Consider the following 16,076-nt stretch of genomic DNA (forward strand, 5'->3'; position numbering starts at 1 on the left):
CACAATTAGCATTGGTCTAAACCACGAGGGAAGGGCGGTCCGCCGGTTCGGCCGAAACCCACCCGCGCGACGCCGTGGTCACAGGGCGCTGTACAGAGCGTCGACCAACGCCGTCTTCCGCGGGTCGTTGGCGATGTGCGGCCCCATCCGGTTCATCACATACCCCAGCGACACGCCCGCCTCCGGATCGGCGAGCCCGCACGAACCGCCGAACCCGTCATGACCGAATGCCCGCGGGTTCGGGCCGTACGAGCCCTGGGGGCCGCTCAGCCACAGACCGAGCCCGACCTCGGTCTCGCCCGCGAAACCCGCGCCCACGACCAGATCGCGGCAGGCTCCCTGCCCCTCCCGCACCCGCTCCGCGGCCTCCGGCGACAGCAGGCGCCGCCCGCCGCGGGAGCCGCGCCCGGCGAGGACGCCGTACAGGGCCGCGACCGCGCGTGCCGTGCCGTGCCCGTTCGCCGCGGGGATCTCCGCCGCCCGCCACTCGGGCGTGTTCGCCTGTGCCGCGCCGACCGCGGGATTCGTCAGGGCCGCGAGCGCGAGGGGCGGCAACCGGCTGAAGGCCGCCACCCGTTCACTGTCGGCCGCGGCCGGCGAGTGGACCAGCTCGGCCACCCGTCCCGCCTCCTTCGCGGGCAGCCCGACCGTGAAGTCGATTCCGAGCGGCCCGGTCACCTCCCGCTCCAGGAAGGCCCCCGGCCGCACCCCGGAGACCCGCCGGACCACCTCGCCGACCAGGAAGCCGTACGTCAGCGCGTGGTATCCGGACCGGGTGCCCGGCTCCCACCACGGCTCGGTCGCCGCCAGCCGGGCGGTCGTCAGCCCCCAGTCGTACAGGTCCGCCAGGGAATGCGGCTCCCGCAGCCCCGGCAGTCCCGCGCGGTGCGACAGCAGATGTCGTACGAGCACCTTGTCCTTGCCCGCCGCCGCGAACTCCGGCCAGTACGCGGCCACGGGCGCATCGAGGTCGAGCAGCCCCCGGTCGGCGAGCAGATGCGCGCACAGCGCGACCGGGCCCTTCGTGGTCGACCACACGTTGACCAGTGTGTCCCGCTCCCACGGGCGGGTGCCGGCCGTGTCCGCCCAGCCGCCCCACAGATCCACCACCGTGGCGCCGTCCACGGTCACCGCCACGGCGGCGCCCAGCTCACCCCGCTCCCGGAAGTTCTCCTCGAACGCCTCCCGCACCGCCGCGAAACGCGCGTCGCAGTGGCCGTGGAGGTGAGCCTCGGGCGCGGACATGGAGCCTCCCTCGTCGCCGGGAACCCGGGCCGCGGCCCCGCGACCCCGGCGCTCCGAACGTACCGACTGGTCGGACTGGAGGGAAGTGCCCCCGCTGTCCCGGGCGCCGTCAGGCGTAGGACCTCAGCCAGCGCACCTGCTCGGCCACGTGGAAGGGGCCGCCGCCCTCATGGTCGTTGAAGTCGTAGACCTCGATGGCCTTGTCCGCGTGTGCCCAGGCGTTGAACGCCGCGAACACCGTCGACGGCGGGCAGGTCTCGTCCTCCAGCGCCGCCGAGAACAGCGCCGGCGCCCGGCCCCGGGCCGCGAAGTGCACCGCGTCGAAGTAGGACAGCGTGCGCTGCACCTCCGCGGAGCGGCCGCGGTGCGTCCTGAGGAACAGCCCGATCTCCCGGTATGGATGACGGTTCGTCAGTACCGTCGCGCGCGGGAAGTCGCACAGGAACGGTACGTCCGGCGCCACCGCGACCAGGTCGGGGACCAGGCCGCCGACGGCCAGGGAGATGCCGCCGCCCTGGCTCGCCCCGAGCACCACCGTGCGCGCCGCGTCGGTCAGCGGGTGCGAGCGGGCCGCCTCGACGGCGCGCACGGCGTCCGTGTACACCCGGCGGTAGTAGTAGTTCTCGGGCGCGTCGATGCCCCGCGTCATGAACCCGGGATACGCCGGCGCCGCACCGACCGGATCCGCCGTGCCGCCCCCGCCGCCCCAGGCGCTGCCCTGGCCGCGGGTGTCCATCACGAAGTGCGCCCGGCCCGTCGACGCCCACAACAGGTTCTCGTGCGGCAGCCCGCGCCCGCCGCCGTAGCCGATGAACTCCACGACCAGCGGCAGGGGTTCACTGGCACCGGCCGGCAACCGCAGCCAGCCCTTGACCGGATGCCCGCCGAACCCGGCGAACGTCACGTCGTACACCTGGACCGTCGACAACCCGGCGTCCACCGGCTCGAAGCGGACGTCCAGCTCGTGCTCGCGTGCCTCCTCCAGCGTCTTCTCCCAGAAGGCGTCGAAGTCCTCCGGCTCGGTGGACTCGCTGCGATGCGTGCGCAGTTCGTCGAGGGGAAGGTCGAACAGGGCCATCAGCAACCGCCTTGGTGAAGGGAACCGACGTCAACTCACCGTACGTGGGCGGTCGGAGGCTGACCAGTAAGCGTTTGCTCCCGCTCGGCGGGCGGATCGCCGTCACGTCCGCGGCTGGGTCCACCTCGGTCCCGTGCGCGCCCACTCCCGTTCCCACTCCGCAAGCCGGTGGCGCAGCGCGATCCGGCGCTCGACGGCGTGTCCGAGGAGGACGACGGCCGCCGCACCGCCCGCCGCGCACACGCCGACCGTCACCGCGTGCTGCCAGACCGCCGCGTCGCCGGCCGGCGGTGCGACATTGCGGCCCCTGGCGTCGAACCACACGGAGACCGTGTCACCGGTCCGGGTCCCCGCCGACACCCGGGCCACCGCCGTCCGGGTCCCCCTGCCGGGCTCGGTCCAGCGGACCTGGGCGCGGTACGGGTGTTCACGGTCGCCCTGCCCGGCGGACACCCGCTCGGGCGGGGAGCCGATCACCAGGGCGCGCACCCGGTGGCGCTCGGCCCGCTGGGCAGCCGCGAGGGCTCGGGCCTCATCATGCGCGCGCAGGCCCGCGGCCACGCCCGCCAGGGGCGCGACGACGAACAGCAGGACGGCGACGACCAGCACCGTCCACGCCTCGACGAGATCCGATCGGCGCCGCAGCGGATTGCGCCGCCAGCGCCAGCCACGCACCCGGGTACGCATGTCCACCTCCTCGCACCGCCTGCGCCGGAGAGCCGACAGGCCGCTTCCCGGCGCCCGTCACCCCCGCCGCTCACGCACACGAGCGTCCACACCCGTCTCGTACCCCGTACGGAGCACCCTCGCTCACGCCGCGAACCGTGAGTTCACGTCCGTCCGAAGCGCGGAACGCGCCCTGCGCCCCACGATCGCGCGACCGGGAGCCGGGCGCGCCCCGGGATCAGCCGAAGCGCTCGATGCGGATCCGGTCCACCGGCTGGCCCGCCGCGACCAGCAGCCGGGACGCGTGTTCGGCGAACCCGTTGGACCCGCACACATAGGCCTCCCATCCACCAGGAGGCTGCTCGGCCAGGAGCGGGGCCACATGTGCGGCCGCCATGCGTCCCACGGGCGCACCGTTCGGAGCCCTGCGGGTGAACACGGGCGTCGACTCCTCGCCCAGCTCGGAGGCGTAGATCAGCTCCTCGGGGCTGCGCGCGGACACCAGCATGCGCAGCGGCACGGTGAGGCCGCGCCGCCGGTGGTGCCGCGCCATCGACATCAGCGGGACGATCCCGGAGCCGGCGCCGACCAACAGCGCGGGCCGGTCGCCCGGCCAGGCGAAGAACCCGCTCAGCGGCCCGCGCACCTCGACCGTGTCCCCGGGGCGGGCGATGGTGTGGAACCAGCCGGAGACCTCGCCGTCCGGCACATGGTCCAGGGTGAGCTCGATGTGCCCGGAGTGGTCCGGCGCCGAGGCGATCGAGTAGTGGCGCTGCGCCACATAGCCGTCCGGCGCGGTCAGCCGCAGCATCAGATGCTGGCCGGGCAGATGCCCCGCCCAGCCCGGCACCGCCAGCCGGAAGGTGGCCGCGTGCGGCGTCTCGCGCCGGATCTCCACCAGCGTGGCCGTCCGCCACACCGCCGCCGCCTGCTCGCTCACCGCGATGCGCCCGGGCACCGCGAACTCCCGCGCGGCAGCGCCCGGGCCGGGAGCCGGGGAGGTCCCGGCGGGGGCGGTCGCCGGGTTGCCCGGGTCCGTCGTCTGCGTCTCAGTCACCGGAGTACCGCTGCTCCTCCCAGGGGTTGCCGCGCGCGTGGTAGCCGTTGCGCTCCCAGAAGCCGGGCTCGTCGTGGTCGAGGAGCGTGAGGCCCGCGATCCACTTGGCGCTCTTCCAGAAGTAGAGGTGGGGGACCAGCAGCCGCGCCGGCCCGCCGTGTTCGGACGGCAGCGGCTCGCCGCCGTACTCCCAGACGATCCAGGCCCGCCCGCCGGTGACGTCGGCGAGCGGCAGGCCGGTGGTGTACCCCGTGTGAGAGCGGGCGAGTACATGGGTGGCGGACACATGGGGCCGCACCACATCGAAGAACGCGTCCAGGGAGACACCGCCGAACCGCACGCCGAACTTCGACCAGCCGGTCACACAGTGGATGTCGCCGTCGTACGCCGAGGCCGGCAGCGCGTGCGCGGCCTCCCAGTCCCAGGTGTACGGCGCCTCGACCAGTCCGTCGATGCGGAAGGACCAGTCGGCCGGCGCGAGGTCGGGGGTGACCTCGGCGGACAGGACGGGCCAGTCCGCACCCGCGTCGTACTGCCCGGGCGGCAGCCCCGGGTTGTGGACGCGCGGGCGGCCCGTGAAGCCTCGCGTGACGTTCATCCTTCAACCGTACGCTGTCGTTCCGGGTGCTCCGTCCCTGGTCACGCCCCGGACCATTGCGCCCGTATGAACTCTTCGGGGACAGGGAATAGCTCCGCGACGCTTCTCCTTTGCGCTCGATGCCGGCACCGGTACACCGGTGACAGCGCGAGAGAAGCGAGGGAGAGCATGCCCAAGGCGTATGTGCACAGGCGGCACGGCGGACCGGAGATCGTGAGCGAGGTGGCCGCGTGAGCGTCACCGCCGGTGCGGACGTCGGCGACCGGAGCGCCGCCGGCGTCCCGCACGTCCTGGACAACCCGGCCCACGCCTCGTTGACCGGCCCGCACGCCCACTTCGCCGAGCGGCGCGGCCGGGTGCTGCGCTACCCGGACGACGTCTCCCCGTGGCTGGCGCTGCCCGCCGAGCCGGACGCACGGGACTGGGCGGACCTGGCCGCGCTGGCGGGCCCCGGCGGGGAGATCCCGCTGCCCGGCTACCAGGGCGCGCTGCCGGACGGCTGGGAGATCACCTTCCGCGTGGACGGCGTGCAGTTCGTGGACGACGGCCTGGCCGCCGCGCCGGACGCGGAGGCGGTCCGCCTGGGCGCCGCGGACGTGCCGGAGATGCTCGACCTCGTGGCCCGTACCCGGCCCGGACCGTTCCTGCCGCGCACCGTCGAACTCGGCACCTACCTCGGCATCCGCCGCGGCGGCGCGCTGATCGCCATGGCGGGGGAGCGCCTGCACCCGCCGGGCTGGACCGAGATCAGCGCGGTCTGCACCGACCCCGCCTTCCGGGGTGAGGGCCTCGCCACCCGGCTGATCCTCGCGGTCGCGCACGGCATACGGGAGCGTGGCGAGACGCCCTTCCTGCACACGAGCGCCGAGAACACGGGCGCGATCCGGCTGTACGAGTCCCTCGGCTTCCGGCTGCGACGTCGTACGGCGTTCCTCGCGGCCCGCGCCCCGCGGCGGCCGGCGGACGCGCACGCCGCCGTACCGGTGGCGTGAGCCGGCGCGGACAGCAGAGGGGTCAGGCGGACCCGGTCTCGCCCGGCCCCGCGTTGTACCGCTCCAGGTAGGCCGCGAAGCGCACGAGGTCCTCCTCCGGCCAGTCGGCGAGCCGCTCGCGGAACGCGGCGCGGCGGCTGCGGGTGACCTGGGCCAGGACCTCGCGGCCGGCCTGCGTCAGATGCAGCACCTGGACCCGGGCGTCCTCCGGGTCCGGGCGGCGCTCGATCAGCCCGGCCCGCTCCAGCGCGGCCACCTGGCGGCTGACCGTGGACTTGTCCAGCGCGTAGTGCGCGGCCAGGTCGGTCGCACGGCGGCCGGACTGCTCCTCCAGATGGCTGAGCAGGGTGTACGACACCAGTGACAGCTCGGGGTGCATACGTCCCGCCGAGGCGCGCGCCCGGCGGGCGAAGATGGTCATCTCGCGCTGGATCGCCTTGACGGCCGACTTTGCTGCGTTCACGGGAATACCTCCTCCGGCGTTCTAGTTGTATAGTACAACCGAAAAGGAAGTTGTATATGCCAACCTTTGGAGGTCGCCCGCGATGAGGTCACCGGCACTGCGCCATGTGCTGACGCACCTGATCACCCCGCTGCTGATGTGCATAGGCATGGGGCTCGCATACATGGGGGCCTTCGTCACCCCCGAGCCGCACCACCTGCCCGTCGCCGTCGTCGGCACCGCCCCGCAGGCCAAGGTCTTCGCCCAGACGGTCAAGGACACCGCCGGGGACAAGCTCGACGTCCGCACCGTGGCCACCCGCGCCGACGCCGTCGGCCTGCTGAAGTCCCGCGACGTGACCGGCGCCTATGTGCCGAGCGGCAAGGCCCCCGAGCTGCTGGTGGCGAGCGCCGCCTCCGACATGGGGGCGACGGCCGTGGAGAAGGTCTTCACGCCGGTCGCCGCCAAGCAGGGCGTGCCGCTGAAGGTCACCGACGTGGCCCAGCCGGTCGCCGACGACCCGACGGGCCAGGGCCTGTTCTTTCTGCTGATCGCCCTCAGCATCGGCTCCTACGCCTCGGTCGCCGCCCTCGGTGCCGCGGGCGCGGGCCTGGCGATGCGGGCGCGGGCACTGCTCGCGCTCGGTGTCTCCGCCGTGGTCAGCGGCATCGGCGCGCTGCTCGCCGGACCGGTGTTCCATCTCGCGCACCACGACCTCACCGCCGTGTGGGGCATGGCCTGGCTGTACTCGGCCGGCATCCTCTTCATCGGCGTCGGCCTGCACACCTTCCTGAAGCGGTGGACCACGCTCACCATGATGGTGCTGTTCGTTATGCTCAACTTCACCAGTTCCGGCGGGTTGTTCCGCCCCGAGCTGCAGAACGGCTTCTTCGGCACCCTGCACGCCTTCTGGAACGGCGCCGGCTTCGTCGAGGGCGTCCGCAGCCTGCTGTACTTCGGCGACGACGGTCTCTCGCGCAACGTCTGGACCCTCGTGTTCTGGCTGGCGGCGGGCCTGGTCGTGACCGGGATCGCCGCCCTGTACGAGCGGCCCCGCAAGGCCCGGCACGCGGCCGGCCACCCCGGCACCGCGACGGAGACGGCGGCCACACCGGCCCTGACTCCCACCGAGCGGGAGACGGAGCGGGCCGAGGAGGAGGCCGCCGAGGAAGAGGCCGAGGAGACGGTCGGCGTCTGACCCCGGCCGGCCACGACAGGGAGCACACCGCCCGCCGACGGGCGGGGCTCCCTGCCGGTCTTTCAGGGCGACCCCGACCGACCGCCACCGGCCCCTCCACTTCCTCACCGCCGCCGGCCGTTCGCCCCGCTGCGACGGGCCCCGTTTGGGGTAGGGTGGCTGCCCGGTCGCGGACGTTCGCGGCCTCGATCGCGAGGAGGTGGGACCCATTACCGCTGTGTCAGCCGGGGTGCTCTCTCCTCAGGACGACGCGGTGCACCGGCAGCGGTGACCGCGGGAGCGCCCTGAAGGTCTCGCGCTCCCGAAAGGCCCGTCGCCTCCATGTCATCCTCGTCGCCTTCCTCTTCTCCCTCTTCGCCCTCGTCTTCCTTGTCTTCCTTGTCCTCCTCGTCTTCGGCACCTTCCCGTTCCCGCACCGCCGTCGTCTCCGCGCTGCGTGCCGCCGGGTGCGTCTTCGCCGAGGACGAGGCGGAGTTGATCCTCGCCGCCGCCGGCACCGCGGACGAACTGTCCTCGATGGTGGACCGGCGCGTCGCCGGTTTCCCGCTGGAACAGGTCCTCGGCTGGGCCGAGTTCCGCGGGCTGCGCGTCACCGTGGAACCGGGGGTGTTCGTCCCGCGCCGCCGTACCGAGTTCCTGGTCGACCAGGCCCTGGCCCAGGCGCCGTACGCGCGGGTGGTCGTGGACCTGTGCTGCGGTTCGGGCGCGCTCGGCGCCGCCCTCGCCGCCGCCCTGGACGGTGCCGAGGTGCACGCCGCCGACATCGACCCCGCCGCCGTACGGTGTGCCCGCCGCAACCTCGCCGCCTTCGGCGGCCGGGCCCACGCCGGCGACCTCTACGGCGCCCTGCCCGCCGCGCTGCGCCGCCGCGTCGGCATCCTCACCGCCAACGTGCCCTATGTCCCCACCGCCGAACTGTGTCTGCTGCCGGCGGAGGCCCGCGACCATGAGCCGCGCGTCGCCCTCGACGGCGGTGCCGACGGCCTGGACGTACTGCGCCGGGTGGCCGCCGGGGCACCCGAGTGGCTGGCGCCGGGAGGCTGCCTGCTGACCGAGACCAGCGAACGGCAGGCGCCGGCCGCCGTGCGGGCCCTCACCGGCGCGGGTCTGACCACCCGTCTGGCGGTTTCGGAGGAGCTGTCCGCGCACGTGGTGGTCGGCGTACTGCCGTAACCGTCAGCGCAGTTCCTGCGCCCGGGCGATCAGCAGGGCGACGTCGTCGTGGTTGTCGGGGTGGTGCAGGGTGCGCAGGAGGAGGTCGCAGGTCTCCTCCAGCGGGCGGGCCGGGTCGTCGAGCAGGGACAGCAGGAAGTCCAGGCGTTCGTCCAGGGAGTGGCGTCGGGTCTCCACCAGCCCGTCGGTGTAGAACACCAGCTCGTCGCCGGGCTCGAAGTCGAAGGCGACGGTGGAGAATCCGACCCCGCCCACACCCAGCGGCACCCCCGTCGGCAGCTCCAGCAGTTCCGGCGGCCGGCCCGGGCGGACCCGGGCCGGCGGCAGATGGCCGGCGTTGGCGATCCGGCACTGCCGCAGATGCGGATCGTGCACGGCGTACACACACGTCGCGATGGAGTGGTCCAGGGCCGACGTCGTCTTGTCCAGGTGCTCCAGCAGCAGCGCCGGGTCGAGGCCGAGGGCGGCCAGCGTGGTGGTGGCCGTGCGCAGCCGGCCCATGGTCGCGGCCGCGCTGATTCCGCTGCCCATCACATCGCCCACCACGAGCGCGGTCTTGCCGCCCTCCAGCGGGATGACGTCGAACCAGTCGCCGCCGACCTCGCTGGTGGCCCCGGCGGGCTGGTAGCGGGAGGCCACCTCCAGACCGGTCATGACCGGCGGATGGCCGGGCAGCAGGCTCCGCTGCAGGGTGAGGGCGGTGTTGCGGGCGCTCTGGTACCAGCGCGCGTTGTCGATCTGCACGGCCGCGCGGGCGGCCAGCTCCCGGGCGAGGAGCACGTCGTCCTCGTCGAACGGCGCCGGATTGCGGGTGCGTTTGAGGTCCAGGGCGCCGAGCACCTCGCCCCGCGCGATCAGCGGCACCGCGAGATACGAGTGCAGTCCCGCCCGGCCGAGCAGTTCGGCCGCCTCGGCGGAGCGGGCGATGCGCGGCAGATCGTCGTCCTTCACGTGCGGCACCAGCACCGCCTCGCCCGAGCGCACGCACTCGGTGACCAGGCGGTCGGGTGCGTACCGGGCGATCCGGCCGGGTGGGTCGGCGGCCCGTACGGCGTCCGAGCCGTCCTGCGGGCGCACCGCGAGGGCCCGGATGACCGCAGCCTCCGACGGCCCGAGCGTGCTGCGCCGGCCCTCCACCACCGCGTCCAGCAGATCCACGGCGGCCACGTCGGCCAGCTCCGGCACGGCGACCTCGGCCAGCTCACAGGCGGTGCGGTCCAGCTCCAGCGTCGTACCGATCCGGGCGGAGGCGTCGGCGACGACCGCGAGCCGGCGCCGGGCGGCCTCCGCCGCCAGCGAGGCCCGGTGCTGCTCGGTGATGTCGACGACCGAGACCGCGACGCCGAGCACGTTGCCCATCGCGTCCTCCAGCCGGTACAGCGAGTGCGCCCAGGCGTGGTCCTGGTCCGGGTCGGCGGGGGTACGGCCGACCAGCGTGTTGTCGATCACGGGCACGCCGGTCTCCAGCACCCGCCGGGCGTCCGTCTCCACAGGCTCGGAGTCCAGCATGGGGAGCACTTCGCGCAGCGTCCGGCCCACGTGCTCGGCGGCCGGCACCCCGTTGATCTGCTCCAGGGCCGGGTTGACCGAGACGAACCGCAGCCGGGTGTCCAGAACGGCGTAACCGATCGGTGACTGCTTCACCATCCGCTCGGACAGCGCCACGTCCTGCTCCAGCCGCCGCACGGTCGTCTGGTCGGCGGCGAGCCCGAGCGCGTACACGTCACCGCGGTCGTCCAGCAGCCGCATGTTGCGGAACTCCACCAGGCGGGTGCTGCCGTCCTTGCGTCGGATCGGGAAGCCGCCGGCCCAGCTCTGGCCGGTGCGCATCACATCGGCGAAGAGCTTGCCGACCAGCTCGAAATGCCGTTCGTGGACCATGAGCCGGGCGGCGTACTGGCCGAGGGCCTCGCGGGCGCTGTATCCGAACAGTTCCTCCGCCTGCGGGCTCCACAGCACGATCCTCCCGGTGGTGTCCAGCACCACCGAGGCCACGCCCAGTACGTCGAGCAGACCGCCGGGCCGCACCGGCCCGCGCACCGGCTCGCCGCCCTCCGTCACCGGAGCCTCGGCTGCACTCATGCCATGCACCGCCTTCGCCCGTTGGCACGGCACGTCGTCCCCCGTGCCGACTCCCCTGCTTCCACCGCACTCACACCCGACTCCGCGACGCCCTCGCCGACTGGCTCCACCATCTCTCACCCCGGCGGTGCACGTCCGACGAGGCCGCCACGCCCGGGCGCGAGTGCTCTCCCGGACATCGTGCACGCCCGGGCGGCGGGCCGGGAGAGTTCACGCTCATGTTGCTCCATTGGCCTGTACATGACCACGACGCCACGCCAGACTGTCCGCCGTCCGAGTGTCTCCGCACACCCGCCTCGCACCCCACCCCCTTCGAGGAGTCGGCCATGCCCGCGTCCGCCCGGCTACGTTGTCACGCAGTTCTCGCCGGACTCGTCACTTTCGCCGTCGTGTCCCTCGCCGTGCCCGGTTCCGCCGCAGCCGCGGACACCTGGACGGAGACCGGCTCCGACCGTGCCCGTCCGCTGGACGAGAGCCAGGGGCTCACCTCCGTCGAGGTCCCGGCGAACAGCCCCAACCGGTACACCGGTATCGGCACCATTCCGCTCGGTGTCTCCAGCCGCGGCTGGAACCACGTCGGCGACCCCGACGCCTCGTACGACGGCTACTACATCGAGCCCTACCAGCAGGACTCCGGCAACTCGAAGATGTACCGCGTGCAGGCGCCCGACGGCACCTGGTCGGAGTACGTCCACACGCTGAGCCCCGGTGAGGCCCTGAACAACTCCTGGGACGCGATCTCGCCCGACGGCCAGTGGATGCTCTCGGGCGAGTGGGGCACGATGAACCGCCTGCTGGTCTTCCCGACCCCCGGCGTCAACCCGGCCACCTCGCCCTCCGCGAACCTCCCGCAGGCCTCGACGGTCCGCCTGGACCACGCCGTCCGCGACGTCCAGGGCTGCGACTTCTCCGCCCCCACCACCCTGCTGTGCTCCTCAGACGACCCGGACGGCAGCCTCTTCGGCCTCACCAAGCCGCTGCTCCAGATCGACCTGTCGGCCCCGCCGAGCGGCTCCGTGGACGTCACCGGCCACGTCACCGCCCTGCGCCAGCTCCCGCTGCGCAGCTCGTGCTCGGGCTCCTTCGAGGCGGAGGGCATCGACTACGACCGCCGCACCGGCATCCTGCGCGTGATCGTCATGTCGCCCGGCTTCTGCGTCCTGACCGACAGCAAGACGTACAAGTTCTCCCGCGGCTGAGCCCGCTGGGGTGTGCCGCGCGGCCGGTGGTGCTTTCCTGAGGGTGGACGCGGTTCGGCGGGGTACCCCGTTCCACCGCAGCGCGGCCACGAAAGGAGCGATCAATGGCACACACGGAGCGGTCGCATCCGGAAACCGTCACGGTGGAGATCAGCGGTGACAAGGAGGACGCCCGCCTCGTCTTCGACGCGCTGAGCTCCTGCTTCGCGTCCGACCGGGGCGCGGACGAGATCCCTCAGCAGCTCCACGAGGTCCGGCCGATGGTGTGGCTGGGCACCTACGACGTCGCGGACGCCCGCGGCCAGGGCTGTGCGCCGGTCCACCTCGGCGCGTCCGTGCAGGCGGACGTCCAGGGCGGCTACTGGGCCGTGGACCGGTTCCGGCACACCCTGGACGCGATGTTCACCGTCGAGGAGACCTGCGCGGCCTCCGGCGACCAGGAGCGGGATCTGCATCTGCGGCTGCAGAGCCGCTGACCCGCCTGCCCGCTACCGCAACGCCCCGTCCGGCTCCGCGCCGGCCGGGGCGTACTGCGCCTCACCGTCGCCGAAGGACCAGTCGACGGACGCGTTCTCGGTGACGGTGACGAGGACGTTGCGCGGCTCGGTACCGGTGCGCTCGTGCACCAGCCCGGCGATCCTGCGGTACAGCGCGCGCTTGAGCTCCGGCGGCCGCCCCGAGCGCATGGTGATCGCCACGAACACCACCGAGCCGTCCTTGCGCACGCCCAGGTGGTCGTCGTAGCGCAGCGTGCTGGTGACGCCGTCGTGGCCGGTCAGCACCTGGAACCGGTCCTCGGGCGGGACGCCGAGGGTCTCCACCAGGGCGTCGTGGACGGCCTGGCCGAGCGCGTCGAGCCGGGCGGGGTCGGTGCCGAGGGCGTCTATCCGGACGAAGGGCATGACGGAGCGTCCTTTCGGATCGGGCACGGGTCTCCGCGCCGTGCGTGTACATACTAGTAGGTACAGAGGGGCTGGTGTCACGCCGAGGCGATTGTGCAACTAGTTGCATAAACCTCGGGTGTCCTCTACAACAAGAGGCGACGACACCGCGCACGGAGGGCCCGATGAGCCGTTACCCGCACCTGATGACCCCGCTCGACCTGGGCTTCACCACACTGCCCAACCGCGTGCTGATGGGCTCCATGCACGTCGGCCTGGAGGAGGCCGAGCGCGGCTTCGAGCGGATGGCGGCGTTCTACGCGGCCCGCGCACGCGGCGGCGTCGGCCTCATCGTCACCGGCGGCATCGCGCCCAACGACGAGGGCCGGCCGTACGAGGGCGGCGCCAAGCTCACCACCGAGGCGGAGGCCGAGCAGCACAAGGCCGTCACCGAGGCCGTGCACCGCGAGGGCGGACGGATCGCGCTGCAGATCCTGCACTTCGGCCGGTACGCCTACCACCAGGAACTGGTCGCGCCGAGCCCGCTGCAGGCGCCGATCAGCCCGTTCGTGCCCCGCGAGATGACCGACGCCGACGTCGAGCGGACCATCGACGACTACGCCCGCGCCGCCCGCCTGGCCCGGCAGGCCGGCTACGACGGCGTGGAGATCATGGGCTCCGAGGGCTACCTCATCAACGAGTTCATCGCCGCGCGGACCAACCAGCGCACCGACCGCTGGGGCGGCTCCTACGAGAACCGGATGCGCTTCCCGGTCGAGATCGTGCGGCGGGTGCGCGAGGCCGTCGGTGAGGACTTCATCGTCATCTACCGCCTCTCCATGCTGGACCTGGTCCCCGGCGGCTCCTCCCTGGACGAGGTGATCGCCCTCGGCAAGGCGGTCGAGACCGCCGGGGCGACGATCATCAACACGGGCATCGGCTGGCACGAGGCCCGCATCCCGACCATCGCCACCTCCGTGCCGCGCGGCGCCTACACCTGGGTCACCAAGAAGCTCATGGGCGAGGTGTCCGTGCCCCTGGTGACCACCAACCGCATCAACACCCCCGACGTCGCCGAGGAGTTGCTGGCCGGCGGCTGCGCGGACATGGTGTCCATGGCGCGCCCGATGCTCGCCGACCCCGACTTCGTGGCCAAGGCCGCCGCCGGGACACCGGAGGCCATCAACACCTGCATCGGCTGCAACCAGGCCTGCCTCGACCACACCTTCAGCGGCAAGATCACCTCCTGCCTGGTCAACCCGCGCGCCTGCCACGAGACCGAGCTGGTGCTCGCCCCGACCCGGCTGAAGAAGCGGGTCGCCGTCGTCGGCGCGGGACCGGCCGGACTCGCCTGTGCGGTGAGCGCCGCCGAACGCGGCCACGAGGTCACGCTCTTCGACGCCGCGAGCGAGATCGGCGGCCAGCTCAACGTCGCCCGCAAGGTCCCCGGCAAGCAGGAGTTCGACGAGACGCTGCGCTACTTCCGCCACCAGCTCGACGCCCACGGGGTCGACGTACGGCTCGGCACCCGGGCCACCGCGGAGACCGTGGCCGGCTACGACGAGGTCGTCGTCGCCACCGGCGTCAGCCCGCGCACCCCGGACATCCCCGGCGTCGACCACCCCCGCGTCCTCGGCTACCTCGACGTGCTCCAGGGCGGCGCCCCCGTCGGCGACCGCGTCGCCATCCTCGGGGCGGGCGGTATCGGCTTCGACGTCGCCGAGTACCTCACCGACGGCGGCGACAAGGCGAGCGAGGACCCGGAGACGTACTTCCGGAACTGGGGTGTCGACATGGAGTACCGGGCGCCGGGCGGCCTCGCGGCCCCCGAGCGGCCGGCGCCGCCCCGCCAGGTCCATCTGCTCCAGCGCAAGACCACCAAGGTCGGCGCCGGCCTCGGCAAGACCACCGGCTGGATCCACCGCACCGAGCTCAAGCACCGCGGCGTGACCATGGTCCCGGGCGTGCGCTACGACCGGATCGACGACGCCGGCCTGCACATCACCGTCGGTGAGGAGAGCACGGTCCTGGAGGTCGACACGGTCGTCCTGTGCACCGGCCAGGAGCCGCGCCGCGACCTGTACGACGAGCTCGCCGCCGCCGGGCGCAGCGTCCACCTGATCGGCGGCGCGGACGTCGCGGCCGAGCTGGACGCCAAGCGGGCCATCAAGCAGGGCACGGAGCTGGCGGCGGCGCTGTAGGGCGCCCGGAGCACGTCCCTAGGATGAGCCCATGTCACTCCCGCACGCGATCCTCACCGCCCTGCTGGAAAAGCCGTCGTCGGGACTGGAGCTGACCCGCCGGTTCGACAAGTCGATCGGCTACTTCTGGTCCGCGACGCACCAGCAGATCTACCGCGAGCTGGGGAAGCTGGAGGCCGAAGGGCTCATCCGCACACTGCCGGCCGAGCAGCCGGCCCGTGGGCAGAAGAAGAGTTACGAGGTGCTGCCCGCGGGCCGCGCCGAACTGGCCCGCTGGACCGCCGCCACCCAGGACCCGAAGCCCCAGCGGGACGTGCTCCTGCTGCGGCTGCGGGCCGCGGCGGTGGTCGGCACGGCCGGTCTGGAGGCGGATCTGCGCCGCCATCTGGAGCTGCACCGGCGGCAGCTGGCCGAGTACCGGGAGATCGAGGAGCGCGACTTCCCGCCGGACCGCGACGCCCCCGAGGACCGGCTCCGCCACCTCGTGCTGCGGGCCGGCATCGACCTGGAGACCTTCTGGACCCAGTGGCTCACCCATGCCCTGGCGGAGTTCGCCGGACTGCCCGACGCCGACTGAGCCCCCGCTCAGAGCCGGTACGGCCGCGAACGCCGGCGCAGGTACCAGCCGGTGGCGATCATTCCGGCGCCGACCAGGGCCCCGCCGACGCCCAGCGTCAGCGAGCCGTAGTCCCGGGTGGCACCGCCCGCGCCGCCCATCACACCCCGCGACGGCGCCGGCGTGCGCGTCGAGGAGATCGTCGGCGCCGAGGGCACCGAGGGCGCCGAGACGATCACCGACTGGGTGCCCGCGGTGCTGCCGCTGGAGCAGACCACGACCACGGTGTACGTCCCCGGGCTCACCCCCGTCCACGCCGCGGACTGGCTGATGGTCGTACCCGACAGCGCCACCTGGCGGCCCTGGGCGAAGTTGGCCTGCCGGCTGCCGAGCAGGGCCGCGGTGCCCCAACTGCCGTTGATCTGGGTGCAGGCGCTGGTGACCACCGAAACCGTGGACCCGGTGGTGCTGACGGAGATGCCCGAGACCGCGGCGGACGGGGCGGCGAGGGCGGTCGGGAGCGCCGCGGCGGCCGCCAGGAACAGACCGGAGCGGACGAGGAGTCGCGAGGTGTGCATGGGCTGGCCTCCGGCGGCACGGTTGGCGGTACGTCCGATGCGCCGCCGGGGTCGGGAAACGTCCGTGCTGCCTCGACAGCAGCCAACGCGGCCACGGGGGCGCCCGCACCTGGGCGCAGCCAGTCAGGTG

16 protein-coding genes are annotated in these 16,076 nt (G+C 73.1%); 7 read left to right on the plus strand and 9 right to left on the minus strand.

All coding sequences use genetic code 11. The annotated features are described in order from the left end of the window. Positions 1-78 precede the first annotated feature (78 nt). The 5 genes from ABT171_RS26915 to ABT171_RS26935 all read right to left on the minus strand — a co-directional run bounded on the left by ABT171_RS26915 (position 79) and on the right by ABT171_RS26935 (position 4,644). Positions 79-1,245 (minus strand): serine hydrolase domain-containing protein, encoded by a 1,167-nt coding sequence (locus ABT171_RS26915; protein WP_351248092.1) that lies wholly within the window; start codon positions 1,243-1,245, stop codon positions 79-81. A 109-nt stretch (positions 1,246-1,354) separates the two neighbouring features. Beyond that, entirely contained in the window at positions 1,355-2,323 is a 969-nt protein-coding gene (locus tag ABT171_RS26920; protein WP_351248094.1) for an acetylxylan esterase, read from the minus strand. A gap of 102 nt (positions 2,324-2,425) precedes the next feature. Then, on the minus strand, positions 2,426-3,010 hold the full coding sequence (locus ABT171_RS26925; protein ID WP_351248096.1) for an Rv1733c family protein: 585 nt from the start codon (positions 3,008-3,010) through the stop codon (positions 2,426-2,428). A gap of 217 nt (positions 3,011-3,227) precedes the next feature. After that, entirely contained in the window at positions 3,228-3,947 is a 720-nt protein-coding gene (locus ABT171_RS26930) for a ferredoxin reductase (protein ID WP_351248194.1), read from the minus strand. Positions 3,948-4,038: 91 nt separating this feature from the next. Further along, positions 4,039-4,644 (minus strand): sulfite oxidase-like oxidoreductase, encoded by a 606-nt coding sequence (locus ABT171_RS26935; RefSeq protein WP_351248098.1) that lies wholly within the window; start codon positions 4,642-4,644, stop codon positions 4,039-4,041. 230 nt (positions 4,645-4,874) lie between these two features. Between ABT171_RS26935 and ABT171_RS26940 the strand changes: the two genes are divergently transcribed. Further along, complete coding sequence (locus tag ABT171_RS26940; protein WP_351248100.1) at positions 4,875-5,636, plus strand: GNAT family N-acetyltransferase; 762 nt, start codon at positions 4,875-4,877, stop codon at positions 5,634-5,636. A gap of 22 nt (positions 5,637-5,658) precedes the next feature. On the opposite strand, the gene ABT171_RS26945 is transcribed toward ABT171_RS26940, so the two are convergent. Continuing rightward, positions 5,659-6,057: a MarR family winged helix-turn-helix transcriptional regulator gene (locus ABT171_RS26945; protein WP_351248196.1), complete on the minus strand. Its 399-nt coding sequence runs from the start codon at positions 6,055-6,057 to the stop codon at positions 5,659-5,661. A 124-nt stretch (positions 6,058-6,181) separates the two neighbouring features. Here ABT171_RS26945 and ABT171_RS26950 point away from each other — a divergent pair, with 124 nt between their 5' ends. Together ABT171_RS26950 and ABT171_RS26955 are read left to right on the plus strand one after the other, a co-directional pair. Next, positions 6,182-7,276: an ABC-2 transporter permease gene (locus tag ABT171_RS26950; protein WP_351248102.1), complete on the plus strand. Its 1,095-nt coding sequence runs from the start codon at positions 6,182-6,184 to the stop codon at positions 7,274-7,276. A gap of 321 nt (positions 7,277-7,597) precedes the next feature. Then, complete coding sequence (locus tag ABT171_RS26955) at positions 7,598-8,449, plus strand: putative protein N(5)-glutamine methyltransferase (RefSeq protein WP_351248104.1); 852 nt, start codon at positions 7,598-7,600, stop codon at positions 8,447-8,449. Positions 8,450-8,452: 3 nt separating this feature from the next. On the opposite strand, the gene ABT171_RS26960 is transcribed toward ABT171_RS26955, so the two are convergent. Then, a complete protein-coding gene (locus tag ABT171_RS26960; protein ID WP_351248106.1) occupies positions 8,453-10,531 on the minus strand; it encodes a SpoIIE family protein phosphatase in 2,079 nt (692 codons plus the stop codon). A gap of 326 nt (positions 10,532-10,857) precedes the next feature. Between ABT171_RS26960 and ABT171_RS26965 the strand changes: the two genes are divergently transcribed. Together ABT171_RS26965 and ABT171_RS26970 are read left to right on the plus strand one after the other, a co-directional pair. Next, complete coding sequence (locus ABT171_RS26965) at positions 10,858-11,730, plus strand: hypothetical protein (protein ID WP_351248108.1); 873 nt, start codon at positions 10,858-10,860, stop codon at positions 11,728-11,730. 104 nt (positions 11,731-11,834) lie between these two features. Further along, a complete protein-coding gene (locus ABT171_RS26970; RefSeq protein WP_351248110.1) occupies positions 11,835-12,206 on the plus strand; it encodes a hypothetical protein in 372 nt (123 codons plus the stop codon). Positions 12,207-12,218: 12 nt separating this feature from the next. Here the strand turns inward: ABT171_RS26970 and ABT171_RS26975 are convergent, their stop codons facing one another. Next, positions 12,219-12,632, minus strand: a complete 414-nt coding sequence (locus tag ABT171_RS26975; RefSeq protein WP_351248112.1) for a tautomerase family protein — start codon at positions 12,630-12,632, stop codon at positions 12,219-12,221. A 164-nt stretch (positions 12,633-12,796) separates the two neighbouring features. On the opposite strand from ABT171_RS26975, the gene ABT171_RS26980 reads away from it, so the two are divergent. Together ABT171_RS26980 and ABT171_RS26985 are read left to right on the plus strand one after the other, a co-directional pair. Continuing rightward, the gene (locus tag ABT171_RS26980) at positions 12,797-14,812 is read left to right on the plus strand and encodes an FAD-dependent oxidoreductase (protein WP_351248114.1); all 2,016 of its coding nucleotides are present in this window, start codon (positions 12,797-12,799) and stop codon (positions 14,810-14,812) included. Positions 14,813-14,843: 31 nt separating this feature from the next. Beyond that, positions 14,844-15,389 carry a PadR family transcriptional regulator gene (locus tag ABT171_RS26985; RefSeq protein WP_351248116.1) on the plus strand — a complete coding sequence of 182 codons (546 nt, stop codon included), beginning with the start codon at positions 14,844-14,846 and terminating at the stop codon, positions 15,387-15,389. Positions 15,390-15,397: 8 nt separating this feature from the next. Here ABT171_RS26985 and ABT171_RS26990 read toward each other — a convergent pair whose 3' ends face one another. Next, positions 15,398-15,946, minus strand: coding sequence for a hypothetical protein (locus tag ABT171_RS26990; protein ID WP_351248118.1), 549 nt, complete (start codon positions 15,944-15,946; stop codon positions 15,398-15,400). Positions 15,947-16,076 lie beyond the last annotated feature (130 nt).

It is taken from the genome of Streptomyces sp. NPDC001851 (genome assembly GCF_040297165.1).
Lineage (GTDB): Bacteria > Actinomycetota > Actinomycetes > Streptomycetales > Streptomycetaceae > Streptomyces.

Excerpts from the sequence above, each read along its gene's own strand:
- ABT171_RS26920 (WP_351248094.1), bottom strand. The coding sequence starts at position 2,323 with ATGGCCCTGTTCGACCTTCCCCTCGACGAACTGCGCACGCATCGCAGC.
- ABT171_RS26990 (WP_351248118.1), bottom strand. The coding sequence starts at position 15,946 with ATGCACACCTCGCGACTCCTCGTCCGCTCCGGTCTGTTCCTGGCGGCC.
- ABT171_RS26950 (WP_351248102.1), top strand. The coding sequence starts at position 6,182 with ATGAGGTCACCGGCACTGCGCCATGTGCTGACGCACCTGATCACCCCG.
- ABT171_RS26955 (WP_351248104.1), top strand. The coding sequence starts at position 7,598 with ATGTCATCCTCGTCGCCTTCCTCTTCTCCCTCTTCGCCCTCGTCTTCC.
- ABT171_RS26960 (WP_351248106.1), bottom strand. The coding sequence starts at position 10,531 with ATGAGTGCAGCCGAGGCTCCGGTGACGGAGGGCGGCGAGCCGGTGCGC.
- ABT171_RS26935 (WP_351248098.1), bottom strand. The coding sequence starts at position 4,644 with ATGAACGTCACGCGAGGCTTCACGGGCCGCCCGCGCGTCCACAACCCG.
- ABT171_RS26925 (WP_351248096.1), bottom strand. The coding sequence starts at position 3,010 with ATGCGTACCCGGGTGCGTGGCTGGCGCTGGCGGCGCAATCCGCTGCGG.
- ABT171_RS26975 (WP_351248112.1), bottom strand. The coding sequence starts at position 12,632 with ATGCCCTTCGTCCGGATAGACGCCCTCGGCACCGACCCCGCCCGGCTC.
- ABT171_RS26980 (WP_351248114.1), top strand. The coding sequence starts at position 12,797 with ATGAGCCGTTACCCGCACCTGATGACCCCGCTCGACCTGGGCTTCACC.
- ABT171_RS26985 (WP_351248116.1), top strand. The coding sequence starts at position 14,844 with ATGTCACTCCCGCACGCGATCCTCACCGCCCTGCTGGAAAAGCCGTCG.
- ABT171_RS26965 (WP_351248108.1), top strand. The coding sequence starts at position 10,858 with ATGCCCGCGTCCGCCCGGCTACGTTGTCACGCAGTTCTCGCCGGACTC.
- ABT171_RS26915 (WP_351248092.1), bottom strand. The coding sequence starts at position 1,245 with ATGTCCGCGCCCGAGGCTCACCTCCACGGCCACTGCGACGCGCGTTTC.
- ABT171_RS26970 (WP_351248110.1), top strand. The coding sequence starts at position 11,835 with ATGGCACACACGGAGCGGTCGCATCCGGAAACCGTCACGGTGGAGATC.
- ABT171_RS26945 (WP_351248196.1), bottom strand. The coding sequence starts at position 6,057 with ATGACCATCTTCGCCCGCCGGGCGCGCGCCTCGGCGGGACGTATGCAC.